The organism is Christiangramia sediminis (genome assembly GCF_020552705.1).
Taxonomy (GTDB): Bacteria; Bacteroidota; Bacteroidia; order Flavobacteriales; family Flavobacteriaceae; genus Christiangramia; species Christiangramia sediminis.
In genome coordinates, this window is record NZ_JAJBZG010000005.1 from 889152 (window position 1) to 901529 (window position 12378).

At 39.2% G+C, this 12378-nt stretch carries 12 protein-coding genes; 1 reads left to right on the plus strand and 11 read right to left on the minus strand.

Features of this window, described 5'->3' with window-relative positions; genetic code table 11:
• Window positions 1-246: 246 nt before the first annotated feature.
• Window positions 247-2322, plus strand: a complete 2076-nt coding sequence (locus LGQ90_RS13510) for a dipeptidyl peptidase 3 (RefSeq protein ID WP_229341754.1) — start codon at window positions 247-249, stop codon at window positions 2320-2322.
• Between the two features lie 157 nt (window positions 2323-2479).
• Here the strand turns inward: LGQ90_RS13510 and LGQ90_RS13515 are convergent, their stop codons facing one another.
• The 11 genes from LGQ90_RS13515 to ruvC form a co-directional block, all read right to left on the minus strand.
• Window positions 2480-2698: a VF530 family protein gene (locus LGQ90_RS13515; RefSeq protein ID WP_229341756.1), complete on the minus strand. Its 219-nt coding sequence runs from the start codon at window positions 2696-2698 to the stop codon at window positions 2480-2482.
• A 172-nt stretch (window positions 2699-2870) separates the two neighbouring features.
• A complete protein-coding gene (locus LGQ90_RS13520) occupies window positions 2871-3449 on the minus strand; it encodes a PhnA domain-containing protein (RefSeq protein ID WP_229341757.1) in 579 nt (192 codons plus the stop codon).
• 60 nt (window positions 3450-3509) lie between these two features.
• Window positions 3510-5219 carry a DUF885 domain-containing protein gene (locus LGQ90_RS13525; RefSeq protein ID WP_229341758.1) on the minus strand — a complete coding sequence of 570 codons (1710 nt, stop codon included), beginning with the start codon at window positions 5217-5219 and terminating at the stop codon, window positions 3510-3512.
• 146 nt (window positions 5220-5365) lie between these two features.
• A complete protein-coding gene (locus LGQ90_RS13530) occupies window positions 5366-6370 on the minus strand; it encodes a metal-dependent hydrolase (RefSeq protein ID WP_229341759.1) in 1005 nt (334 codons plus the stop codon).
• A 152-nt stretch (window positions 6371-6522) separates the two neighbouring features.
• The gene (locus LGQ90_RS13535) at window positions 6523-8301 is read right to left on the minus strand and encodes a MutS-related protein (protein WP_229341760.1); all 1779 of its coding nucleotides are present in this window, start codon (window positions 8299-8301) and stop codon (window positions 6523-6525) included.
• Window positions 8301-8660 carry an MmcQ/YjbR family DNA-binding protein gene (locus tag LGQ90_RS13540; protein ID WP_229341761.1) on the minus strand — a complete coding sequence of 120 codons (360 nt, stop codon included), beginning with the start codon at window positions 8658-8660 and terminating at the stop codon, window positions 8301-8303. The genes LGQ90_RS13535 and LGQ90_RS13540 overlap by 1 nt, the downstream gene beginning before the upstream one ends.
• A gap of 98 nt (window positions 8661-8758) precedes the next feature.
• Window positions 8759-9376, minus strand: a complete 618-nt coding sequence (locus tag LGQ90_RS13545) for a DUF4230 domain-containing protein (protein ID WP_229341762.1) — start codon at window positions 9374-9376, stop codon at window positions 8759-8761.
• A 1-nt stretch (window position 9377) separates the two neighbouring features.
• On the minus strand, window positions 9378-9728 hold the full coding sequence (locus LGQ90_RS13550; RefSeq protein WP_229341763.1) for a DUF4260 domain-containing protein: 351 nt from the start codon (window positions 9726-9728) through the stop codon (window positions 9378-9380).
• Window positions 9725-10477 carry a cyclase family protein gene (locus tag LGQ90_RS13555; protein ID WP_229341765.1) on the minus strand — a complete coding sequence of 251 codons (753 nt, stop codon included), beginning with the start codon at window positions 10475-10477 and terminating at the stop codon, window positions 9725-9727. The genes LGQ90_RS13550 and LGQ90_RS13555 overlap by 4 nt, the downstream gene beginning before the upstream one ends.
• Before the next feature lie 106 nt (window positions 10478-10583).
• On the minus strand, window positions 10584-11759 hold the full coding sequence (gene hemW, locus LGQ90_RS13560; protein WP_423738455.1) for a radical SAM family heme chaperone HemW: 1176 nt from the start codon (window positions 11757-11759) through the stop codon (window positions 10584-10586).
• Between the two features lie 50 nt (window positions 11760-11809).
• Window positions 11810-12361 (minus strand): crossover junction endodeoxyribonuclease RuvC, encoded by a 552-nt coding sequence (ruvC, locus tag LGQ90_RS13565; RefSeq protein WP_229342452.1) that lies wholly within the window; start codon window positions 12359-12361, stop codon window positions 11810-11812.
• Window positions 12362-12378 lie beyond the last annotated feature (17 nt).

Consider the following 12378-nt stretch of genomic DNA (forward strand, 5'->3'; position numbering starts at 1 on the left):
AGTCATCCTGAACTTGATTCAGGATCTAAAGAGAAGCTGAAATCGAAGATTCAACGTAGTTAAACAAGTTCAGCATGACGTAGAAATCAAAATAGAAGTTACCCTGAATTTGTTTCGGTGTCATTTCGACCAACGGGATAAATCTCTTTAAAAAATTTGCCAAATTTCATAATTAGCAGGGAATCAGTTTTATTTAAAATTGATTCCCTGTTTTTATATCTTTGAGCCTCAAAATTATTTAACAACATGAACAAAATATTAAGTACTTGTCTGTTAGCTACCGCGCTAACTTTCGTGTCCTGTAACGAGGATAAGAAAGATCCGGAAACGGCTCAGGCAGAAACTTCACAGGAAGATTTCAATTTTAAAGCTGATGAATTTGCAGATCTTAAGATCCTGCGTTATCAGATCCCGGGATGGGAAAACCTTAGCTTAAAAGAGCAAAAACTGGTTTATTACCTAACTCAGGCGGGACTTGCGGGTCGTGATATAATCTGGGACCAGAATTATCGTCATAACCTCAAAATTCGCGAGGCTCTGGAGAATATCTATGCGAATTACAATGGGGATAAGTCTTCTGAAGAATGGACTGCTTTTGAAACTTATTTAAAAAGAGTTTGGTTCTCTAACGGAATTCATCACCACTATTCTAATTCTAAGTTGAAGCCTGAATTCAGCAAAGAATATTTCGACACTTTACTAAAGGAAACCAATACAGATCTTACCGGGGAAGCTTACGAAGTGATCTTTAATGATAAAGATGCTAAAAAAGTAAACCTGAACGAAGCCGATGGGTTGATCGAAGGTTCAGCGGTGAACATGTACGGTGAAGGAATCACGGCTGCGGAAGTTGATGCATTTTATGCCAACAAAAAATCTCCAAATCCTGAAAGACCTCTTGCTTACGGGATTAACACTAAACTGGTAAAGGAAAATGGAAAACTGGTTGAAAAAGTTTATAAAAGTGGCGGACTTTACGGAGAAGCGATTGATGAGATCGTAAAGTGGCTGGAGAAAGCCAAAGCCGTTGCCGAAAATAAAAAGCAGGCGAATGCTTTAGGCCTGTTGATCGATTATTATAACACCGGAGATCTTCAAACCTGGGATGAATACAATGTTGCCTGGGTAGAAGCTACAGAAGGAAACATCGATTATATCAACTCTTTTATAGAAGTTTATAACGATCCTAAAGGCTATACCGGATCTTACGAAAGCATCGTGCAGATCAAGGATTTTGACATGTCTGAAAAGATGAGCAAGGTAGAAGAGAACGTGCAGTGGTTCGAGGATAATTCTCCTATCATGGATGAGCATAAAAAAGACTCTGTAGTTGGCGTTACTTATAAAACAGTGATCGTTGCCGGAGAATCTGGAGATGCTTCTCCAAGTACTCCCATCGGCGTGAACCTTCCAAATTCAAGCTGGATAAGAAAAGTACACGGAAGTAAATCTGTTTCCCTGGGGAATATCATCAATGCTTACGAAAATGCTGGTGGTTCAGACAGGTTGAAAGAGTTTGCTCATGACGAAGAGGAAATCGCACTTTCTGAAAAATACGGTAAGCAAGCCGATAAATTACATACCGCACTTCATGAAGTAGTAGGTCACGCCTCAGGTCAGTTGAACCAGGGTGTAGGAACTACCAAAGAAACATTGAAGAGCTATGCTTCTACTTTGGAAGAAGGTCGTGCCGATCTTGTAGGTCTTTATTATTTAATGGATCCAAAACTCGAGGAGCTAGGACTTACAGATAACGCTGAAGAGCTTGGAAAAGCTGCTTACAACGATTATATCAGGAATGGTCTGGTTACACAATTGGTGAGATTGGAGCTAGGAGATGATGTTGAAGAAGCTCATATGAGAAACCGCCAGTGGGTAAGTGCCTGGGTTTATGAAAAAGGAAAGGAAGATGGAGTGATCGAAAAAGTTGAAAAAGACGGAAAGACCTATTACGATATTAAAGATTACCAGAAGCTAAGAGAGCTTTTCGGAGAGCTTTTAAGAGAGACGCAGAGAATCAAGTCTGAAGGTGATTACGAAGCTGTGAAAGATCTTGTGGAAAACTACGGAGTAAAAGTAGACCAGAAGATGCATAAAGAAGTATTGGAGAGAAACGCTCAGTTCAAATCGGCTCCATATAGCGGATTCATTAATCCTGTTTTGGTTCCTGAAATGGATGAGAACGGGGAGATCACTGCGATTAAGGTGACTCAGCCAGAATCTTTTGAAAAGCAGATGATGGATTATTCTGAAAATTTCAGCTTTCTCACTGAAAAGAAAGAAGCGAAAAAAGAAGAGGCTGTTGAAGCTGAAGAAATGTAATATTTCATTCTTCTGAAAAATATAAAGCCCGGTATTTGCCGGGCTTTTTTTATGTTCTAAACTTAAGGTAATTGTTGGATGTCATTTCGACCAAAGGGAGAAATCTGTTCAAAGGGGATTTCTCAGTCGTTTCGCTTCCTCGAAATGACTAAAAAGTTTATTCAAACTTCGTCTTTAAATAAAGTCGTTCCACCTTTTCCCTGGCCCATGGAGTTCTTCTTAAGAATTTAAGACTGGATTTAATGGTAGGATTGCTTTTAAAACAATTGATACCGATCCTGTCAGCAAGCCCGTCCCAACCGTAATGAGCATGTAACTTTTCCATAATGGTCGCGAGTTTTACCCCGTGTAAGGGATTGTTTGGTTGTGATTCCATATTTATTTCTTTTCTGTCATTCAGTTCAAAGAGAGTATTCTGTTTTGAATTAGATTTCTCAGTCGCTCTGCTTCTTCGAAATGACCTTAAAATTCTTAATGTCAAGCTGAACTTGTTTTAGCTTCTCATTTTTAGACCCTGAAATCAATTCAGGGTGACGTCAAACTGAAACTTATATTTTCTTTACAAACTTAGTAAGTATCACAATCTGCTGTCCTTCAACTTTTCCTTCAATCTGTTCCGCGTTATCATGAACCAGGGAAACTCTTCTAACTGCCGTTCCTCTTTTTGCTGTAAGGCTGGAGCCTTTCACATTAAGATCTTTAGTTAAAACCACCGTATCTCCTGCTTCTATGATGGCCCCGTTACTGTCTTTATGCGCAATAGAGTTTTCACCTTTTTCTTCCTGGACACCGGCTTTCGCCCATGCTTTCACATCATCTTCCATATACATCATATCCAGCAGATCCTGTGGCCAGCCTTCAGCTTTTAACCTGTTAAGCATTCTCCAGGCCATCACCTGTACTGCCGGGATTGTGCTCCACATGCTATCATTTAAACAACGCCAGTGATTTGGTTCTACTTTTTCAGCATCTTCAATCTGCTCTTTACAAGTGTTGCATATTAGAATGCTGCTTTCAAGTCCGTTTTCCGGGGAATCGGGAATTTCATAAACACTCAGGTTGTCTTTATTCGCACATAATTCACAAGTGGAATCACTGCGTTCTCTTAAGCTTTCTTCTATGGTCATGGTACCGAATTTGGCTGCAAAGATAGTTTAAACTAAGCCTTAGGGAAATACTTTACAGATTTAAGAATTAGACTTTATAAAATTCATCACCCTTTCCTCAAGAATCGGCAAAGTAACCACGCCTTTTTCCAGTATCACCTCATGAAATTTTCTGATGTCAAAATCAGGTCCCAAAGCTTTCTCGGCTTTTTTTCTTAATTCTCTGATCTTTAATTCGCCGATCTTATAAGAAACAGCCTGTCCCGGCCACGAGATATAACGGTCTACTTCGGTGTTGATCTCGTGAATGGAAAGCGCTGTGTTATTTTTCATAAAATTGACTGCCTGTTCCCTGGTCCAGCCTTTTGCATGTATGCCGGTATCAACAACTAGTCGGCAGGCGCGCCATTGTTCATAAGTTAGTTTTCCGAAGATCTCGTAAGGATTGCGATAAATGCCCATTTCTTCTGCCAGAAATTCTGAATATAATCCCCAGCCTTCCCCGAAAGCCGAGATATAAAAGTTTCTTCTGAATTTAGGGATTTCATCGCCCAGTTCATTGTTTAAGGAGATCTGCAAATGATGTCCGGGGACCGCTTCGTGCGCGGTAAGTGACGGTAAAACGTATTTTGGTCTGCTGGGAAGATCGTAAGTATTTACCCAGTAATATCCCGGCTGGGTTTCATTGGAAGCGCCAATATATCTTCCGGTTGTATACTTTGGAGCAATCGCTGCAGGAACTTCGGCTACTCCGTAAGGTTTTCGCGGAAGTTTAGTAAAATAGGCCGGCAACTTGGCATCAATCCTTTTAGAAATATCCCTTGCGAACATTAGCAACTCCTCAGGTGTTTCCGCATAAAATTGTTCATCAGTCCTTAGAAAATCAAAGAATTCTGAGAAAGTACCTTCAAAGTCAGTTTCGACCATTACCTTTTTCATTTCGGTATTGATCCTTTCTACTTCGGCAAGACCAATATTATGAACTTCCTCTGCACTTAGATCGAGAGTAGTATAATACTCCAGGATATAATCGTAGTATTCCCGGCCTTTTGGAGTTTCAGAAACCCCTAAAGCGGTTCTGGTTTTTGGAAAATATTCTGTTTCAAAGAATTTTTTGATACGTTTGAATTCCGGGATCACATTCTTGGTAATGGCCATTTCCGCAGCATTTAGAACGGAATCTTTTTGTTTTTCAGAAAGTGTTGAAGGAAGATCCTTAAAAGGTTTATAGAAATAACTGTCCCTGTAATTTTCTACGATCTGGCTGTCATAGGTGTTTTCGTAACCTTTAAAAATCACCAGGGGCTGAGTGATCCCTTTCTTCAGACCTTCGCGAAGCAAAACGAAATGCTGATCTACATAATTTGGAATGGCATTCAGTTTATTCAAATAAGCCTTTACCTGATCATAATTGTTGAGGTCACGAATTTGATAATTCAAACTTAAATGAAAACCGGCATCAGAAAGAAGCGGATTCAAGTAAGCTTTATATTCAAAAGTTTTAAGCGTATTCCTTAGGTCATATTTAAGGAGCTCGGCAGAGATCTGTTGAGATTCAGAAAGTCCAGTATATTCAAGATCTTTGAGGTTCTGAAGTAAATTTTCAGCAAAATCAGCTTCTTTTTTATAATGCTCTTTGGTGTAAAGTCCTAAAGGATAATCTGAACGTTCATAAGGTTTATGATCCTGAAATTTCTTAATGATCTTCTCTAGCCTAATAGAATCTTTTTGAGCATGGATGCCGCCCGAAATAAGTATAAAGAAGGCCAGAAGGGCCGGAAAGAATCGCATAAATAGAATTTTTTCTAAATATAAGAAATGTAAATACCTTGGTTTAGGAAAATTGAATATTCGTCATCCTGAACTTGTTTCAGGGTCTCATTTTAAGATTCTGAAACGAGTTCAGAATGACGGCTTTGAGGGATATAGAAATATAATTAATTGCCGAGAATGCGGGCCCAAAGTCTGGGAAGAAGCTTTTGGGCATCGGTCATTTCCTTTTCTCTTTCTTTCGCAGTTAGCTCCCCGTGTTCTTCCGATAATTTATAGCTGAAGATGAATTCAGAATCCGGATCTTCGATATCCATATTTCCAAACCTGAGATCGTTGAAATACAAATTGCCATTATCTTTGGAAAAAGTATACCAGCCCTCGCTTATCTGAATAAGCCGATGGAGGTTTGGATTATCTGCCAGATCACCGGCCAAATCATAATTCTTAGGAACACTGTAAAAATTGACAGGCTGCGAATCGAAGATGGAATAATTGCCAATTAAAAAAGCGTCTTCAGTCTCAATATTCGCCGTCCATAAAATAGAATTCAAAGGAGTTGGCCTGGTATCCATCCTTTCATACTGAATATTTTGACTTTCGAGCGCATTCTCAAATTTCTGAAACGTATAAAATTTTAATGCCGGAGTTATGAGAAGTAAATAAATACTGCTGATTATAAGGCCCAGGCGATTATATTTTTTCCGTTTAGGATCTGTTCTTTTAAGACGCATCGCCAGAATTAAAAAAATTAAAAACGGAAGCGTGTAAAGCGGATCTATCACAAAGATATTCTTATAAGCGAGCCGAAGATCGAACGGCCAGAACAACTGGGTGCCCCAGGTGGTATGCGCATCTAATAAGGGATGCGTGAACAGCCCCCAGAACATTAACCAGGACCAGTTCTTCCAGGTAGCTTCTGACTTCGATTCAATTTTGGAAATAAGCCAGCCAAAAACAGGAGCAAAAACTATAGAGAAAACTATGGAGTGGGAAAAACCACGATGAATTTCAATCGCCGTGATCGTATCGAAAAAGTTGCCTACAAAAGTATCCAGATCAGGAATGGTTCCGGCGATAGCTCCATAAAGCATGGCCTTATTTCCTACTTTTTTACCGAGCACGGCTTCCCCAACGGCGGCTCCTAATACGATCTGGGTTAATGAATCCATATTTGGCAAATATAGCTTACTTTACTGGAGACCCTGAAATAAATTCAGGGTGACGGTTAGTCTATACGGTAATTCTTCATGCTGAACTAAATTCAGGTTTAAAAAAGGCAATGAATAAAACCACGTTATTCTGAACTTGATTCAGCATCTCATTATTCTTCCACAATCTTCATCTTCCTAAGCAGAAAAGAAGCATTCATATTCTGGCAAATACCAGTTTTCAAATGATAGTCAAAGTGAAGTTCATCATTCACTATTTCTGCATCAAAATAGAAATTCTTAACCTGCTCTAATTCCTGACTTATCTCGCATAGACTCAAATCGTGCGTGGCAATAATCCCGGTAGAATTCGTCCCGACAAGTCGTTGCACAAATTTTCGGGAACCTATCGCTTTATCTGTGCTATTGGTTCCTTTCAGGATCTCATCAAGAATAATAAAGTAATTCTCCGTCTGAATATTATCAACGATAAATTTCAACCTCTTTAATTCTGAAAAGAAATAGGATTCGTCATCACCCAACGAATCACTGGTACGCATGCTGGTGATGAGTTTAATAGGAGAATACCTGCAGCTTTCTGCACACACCGGAAGACCAATATTAGACATGAGGATCTGCAGGGCAACGGTACGTAAAAAAGTACTTTTTCCGGCCATATTTGCACCGGTAATAATAAAAAATTGATCGCCTCTTATAATGAAATCGTTATTCACACGCTTGTGAGTATCCAGCAGGGGATGACCTAAATTTTTAGCAGAAATCCCTGCTCCTTTTTCCATAATTTCAGGAAAATGATAATGCGCATGGTTAAACGTGAAATTTCCCAGGCTGTTGTAGGCATCGGTTCTTTCAACGGCTTCAAACCAATGTTCCACCGCCGAATGATGATGCTCGATCCATTTTTCCAGGCGGTAGGACTGTCTTAGATCCCAAAGCAAAAATCCATTACCAAAGATTCCAAAAATCAGGTTATTGCGTTGATCCAGGGCATCGATGGCTTTTGAAAATTGCTGAAGAATGACCGAAGCTTTTTTAGATTCTGAAGTGATAGAATTTTTCACTTCTTTCATTAATTCAGATTCGAATTCTTCGGTCTCCAGAAATGCCAGTAACTGGTGATATTGCTGAAATGTATCCTGCACCCTGCTTACTGTTCCCGATAGTTCATTGATCTTTTTCAGAAATCTACCGGTGATAAGCAAGCCAATGATGAACCACAAAAGAACCTGGAAAAAACCGATGATCCCGAAATAGAAGATCGTAAGTACCGCCAGCGAAAGAATAGAAAATACGGCTGGAAACCACCTCATGTATTTGGGGACAAAACTTTTGTAATTTCTTATCCAATTCAAAATGACTTTCGAGTCGGTCTCGGTTTTTACCAGAGTAGCGGTGGCAGAATAATTCTGTCGCCAGTCGGCTTTTGAAGCCAGTTCTTTTATTGCTTCCTGTTTCTTTTCAATATCTACAATCTTATTGGCTAAAAGAATTTTAGCAAGTCTGGCTTTTCCTTCTTTTAAAGCAGTCCTGTTCAGAAACTGAAAAAAGGATTTTTTTCCGAAAAGGTCAATATCCCTGGAATATTCATGGTCTTCAGGATCAAATTTCTTTCCGTCTGGCAGGTCTGAGAAATCTCTTGTTTTAAGGATCTTTAATTCCTGTTCATTTATGCTGATCAATGCTAATAACTTATCCTTTTCTTTTTTTAGATCACTGTGCCTGGAAATAAGAAATAAGAAAACAGCGATCAAAACCGCGGCAACCGGCAGAATGATATTGATATTTCCGAAGAAAAAATATACGCTAGCACAAATGGAAAGAAAGACAATGAGTCTCAAAGTGCTTGAGAAAATTAACTTTTTGGAGATCTTATTTTTTAATTCGGAATATTTCGCCTTTCGCGAGGTGTAAAATTCTTCAGCTTCTTTCATTATAAATCTTCAAGTTCCTTTTTTAGTTTTACGGTGAGCCCGTTCACTACAAGTTCGTAAGAATGGTCGATCAATTCAAAAACCAGTTTTGGATCCAGTCGACCGTCCAAAATAAGGGTATTCCAATGTTGTTTATTCATATGATATCCCGGCAGAATATTTTCTTCATATTCTTCACGAAGTTCTATCGCTCTTTCAGGATCGCATTTTAGATTAGCCCTTAACGGCACCTCGTCCAGAGAAACGATGGAAAACATCTTACCCATCACCTTTAAGACCAGGTTATCCGGACCAAAGGGAAGGCCCTCGGTAACGTCTTTTTTCTTTAGGCAATAATCTCTGAAAGTGTCGATGTTCATGAGCCCTTTAATTAAAAAAGATTTCTCACTGCGTTCGAAATGACATGAAAATTTGATGTCATTCCGATTCCGATGAAATCGGGAGAGGAATCTTTTTCTTATTGATTTTCAATCTTTTTATTGTCCTGGTTTTCTATGGTCAAAGCCGTATAATCCAGTTTCCAGCCAATAGTTTCCACGATCTTTTCCATAAGAACAATAGTATCCAGAGCTTCCTTTTTCGCCTGATCCATAAGTCCGCTTTGGGGGATCTTATCTACGATGGCTTTTTTCGCATCCCGGTTAATATCGGTAAGATCTGAGGTGGTAAAAGGATTCGCCCATCCTTCACGTTTGTCGTAATATTTAAAATCTGTTTCTATAGTCAACAATTCTGGCTGCGGAAAATTAGTAAGGATGATCTTTTTATGTTCATTATCACTCTGCATCTGGATCTTGCTGAGGTCAAAACCAATGTGTGCTTTTGCATTCACCAGGACGATGGCTTTTTTCTTTCCGAGGATGAGACTCAGGTATTTTTCTTTCAGATTTTCATAATGGTAGATCTCAGAAAAATCACCTTCGATACTAATAAACTTACAAACGCTTTTGATCTTATCCATTAATACCACAGACTGCTCATTCGTTTTTGACTTTGAGCGTTCTTTATTAAAGGCTGCAAAAATGAAGTAAGCAATAACGGCACCTACAGCCAAACCTATAAACAGTAATTCCATATTATTTTCCTATTTCTTCCAGGTGCGTAAATTTAAAGCCTTTTTTATATTTCAGTCCGTATCCAAGAAAGCGGTCAAAACTGGAGTGTGCGAACAGAATGATCCCGGCAATTTCCAGATCCGGCAATTTAAGATAATATCCAAGCAAGCCAATGCCAATGGCAAGACCTTTATGATGAAAAATATTATAGAAAAAAGCACCCCATTTGTTATTCAAAATATAGCCGAGCATTCCAATATCAGGGACGAAGAATAACCCGATAAACCACCACCAACTTAATTCCTGCAAACTGAAGGCCCCAATACCCATTAACATCATTGCCAGTTCTTCTATTTTTAGAGTGAAGTTCATGATTCAAGTATTTTGTACAAAACCGGTTTACAGGGAGCAGCGTCGTTTTCGAAGGATGCCGGCTGAAGGTTTAAAAAATATTCGCCGTCTTCTATTTTATTCGGAACATAGATCAACTCAGTGATCGTCGCATCAAAACGTGTATTCTTGGGGTAATCCCAGAAAGCCTTGTGTGCCAGTAATTTTCCCTCATCCTTTTCTTTATCTACGGAAGGCTGATCGGTCAGGAAATGCTTGATTCCCGCTTCCCGAATCAGGATCATAGCGTCTTCTTCAATAAATGGCCAGTTGGTATGAGAATGATTCTTGGAGATCTTGCCGATATAATTTGGGAGGGTTCTCAGCACTAGTGCTTCGGAATCGATATTTTTTATTTTTTCAGCGATCTGAGCTTTAGTAAAAACGAGGTCATTCCCTTTTTTCTGAGGTTCGACAGAAATAAGCCTGGCTTTAAAAAAGAATGTTTTTAAATGTTGCTGAATCGTATGTAACTCAGAACTAATATGTCCTACACATTCGGTATGCGTAGCATGAGCATGCGGATTAAACCAGATATTATTGAAATTTACGGAAGAACCTTTGCTTACTTTTCCAATAAAGTCCCCGTCAATCACCGGCTCTATCTCCGGATGTTTTAAATACCAGGCCATAGGATTCTTATTATCCCCGCGAAGACTGATGGAAATATCCAGGGGTTTGGAAAAATCTATATTATAAGAATTGCCGTTATGGCTGATGCTCGCTAACATGTTGTTTGATTGGTACTAACAAATGTAATATTGTTAGTTGATAATTTACAATAGCTCATAAAAATAAGATTTCTCAGTCGCCAACTCCTTCGAAATGATCAAAAAATCAGTCGATAAAAAACAGATCTGCAGCGATACCATCGCTAAGGAATTTCCCTTTTGAAGTAATATGAAAGATATTTTTAGTTCTTTCCATCAATCCGTCTTCCAGGAATTTTTCTGATTCTTTTAAAAAATGAACCTTGTATTTTTCTCCAAATTTCTCCTGAATATCTTCCGTGGAAACTCCAAATTTTGTCCGGAGTCTGGTCATGACAAATTCATTATAAGAGTCGGTTTTAGACAGTTCTTCGGTTTGCTGAGGTAGTTTTCCCGCCCCAATGGAATTAATATAAAGACTGTTATTACTGATATTCCACTTTCTGAAAGTACCATCATAAGAATGTGCCGAAGGGCCTATACCTAAATAAGGCTTGCCCAACCAGTAAGCCATATTGTTTTGAGAGTGATAACCCGGCTTACCATAATTGGAAAATTCGTAATGCTCAAAACCCTTGGAGGTTAGTGTGTTTACAAGAATGTCGAATTGCTCCCGGTATTGTTCATCTTCAACAGGTTTTACTTTTCCTTTTTCGATGAATTTTTCCAGAGCTGTTTTTGGTTCCACGGTGAGTGCATAACTGGAAATATGTGGAATATCCAGTTTAAGCGCGGTTTCCAGATTTTCAATCCACTGTTCATTCGACTGTCCCGGGATTCCGTAGATCAAGTCGATACTGATATTGTCGAAATATTGTTTTGCCAATTGCAGGGATTGCAAAGCTTCTTCAGAATTATGCGCCCGGTTCATCAATTTCAGATCCTTTTCAAAAAATGACTGCACTCCAATACTCAAACGGTTCACCGGTGAAGCATCCAGCATTTTGATCACTTCCTCTGAAAGGTCATCGGGATTTGCCTCGAGAGTAATCTCCGCATTTTCTGCAACCTGGAAATTGGTAAAGATTGTTTTAAAGATGAGGTTTAATTCTTCTGAATTCAGCAGTGAGGGAGTTCCTCCTCCAAAATAAATGGTTTGAATATTTTGTCCTATTTCATCCTTTCTCAATTCCAGCTCTTTGCAGAGCATATCTACTAATTGAGATTTCTTTTTGGTGGAAGTTGAAAAATGAAAATCACAATAATGACAGGCCTGTTTGCAAAAGGGGATATGGATATAAATTGCCCCTCCCGGCCTCCCCAACGAGGAGGAGTTAGATTCGTTACCTGATTTATTTGAAATTGGAGAATTCAAAGCATGTTATTTATTAAGCCCCCTTCGGGGGTTGGGGGCTATTTGACCTTATTCGGGTTTTGTTTGACAAACGCATCCCAGCCGGTGTAGCTTTTTCCTACTTCAGTTTTACCTGAATTGTAGAAATGGCAAACCGCAGCTGCAAGTCCGTCAGTGGCATCCAGGTTTTTAGGAAGTTTCCCGATGCTCAACTGACTCTGTAACATTTTTGCGACCTGTTCCTTGCTGGCGTTTCCGTTTCCGGTAATGGCCATTTTGATCTTTTTTGGTAAATATTCCGTGATCGGAACCTCTCTAGAAAGTCCGGCGGCCATGGCCACACCTTGCGCACGTCCCAGTTTGAGCATGGACTGTACGTTCTTTCCGAAGAATGGAGCTTCAATAGCGATCTCATCCGGATGATAATTATCGATCAATTCAATCGTACGTTCAAAGATCAGTTTCAGCTTGACATAATGATCTTTGTATTTATTCAGCTGAAGTTCATTCATCTGAATAAAACTCATCTTTTTGTTCTCCACTTTAATGAGTCCGAAACCCATAATAGTAGTTCCCGGGTCAATACCCAGAATGATCCTTTCGCCTTTCAAAACGGATTTTTCAGAAG

What these genes read in the sequence shown, in the direction of transcription:
- LGQ90_RS13540 (WP_229341761.1), bottom strand. Translation starts at nt 8,660, where the DNA reads ATGAACATCGACACTTTCAGAGATTATTGCCTAAAGAAAAAAGACGTT.
- LGQ90_RS13535 (WP_229341760.1), bottom strand. Translation starts at nt 8,301, where the DNA reads ATGAAAGAAGCTGAAGAATTTTACACCTCGCGAAAGGCGAAATATTCC.
- LGQ90_RS13525 (WP_229341758.1), bottom strand. Translation starts at nt 5,219, where the DNA reads ATGCGATTCTTTCCGGCCCTTCTGGCCTTCTTTATACTTATTTCGGGC.
- LGQ90_RS13550 (WP_229341763.1), bottom strand. Translation starts at nt 9,728, where the DNA reads ATGAACTTCACTCTAAAAATAGAAGAACTGGCAATGATGTTAATGGGT.
- LGQ90_RS13510 (WP_229341754.1), top strand. Translation starts at nt 247, where the DNA reads ATGAACAAAATATTAAGTACTTGTCTGTTAGCTACCGCGCTAACTTTC.
- LGQ90_RS13520 (WP_229341757.1), bottom strand. Translation starts at nt 3,449, where the DNA reads ATGACCATAGAAGAAAGCTTAAGAGAACGCAGTGATTCCACTTGTGAA.
- LGQ90_RS13555 (WP_229341765.1), bottom strand. Translation starts at nt 10,477, where the DNA reads ATGTTAGCGAGCATCAGCCATAACGGCAATTCTTATAATATAGATTTT.
- LGQ90_RS13530 (WP_229341759.1), bottom strand. Translation starts at nt 6,370, where the DNA reads ATGGATTCATTAACCCAGATCGTATTAGGAGCCGCCGTTGGGGAAGCC.
- LGQ90_RS13545 (WP_229341762.1), bottom strand. Translation starts at nt 9,376, where the DNA reads ATGGAATTACTGTTTATAGGTTTGGCTGTAGGTGCCGTTATTGCTTAC.
- LGQ90_RS13515 (WP_229341756.1), bottom strand. Translation starts at nt 2,698, where the DNA reads ATGGAATCACAACCAAACAATCCCTTACACGGGGTAAAACTCGCGACC.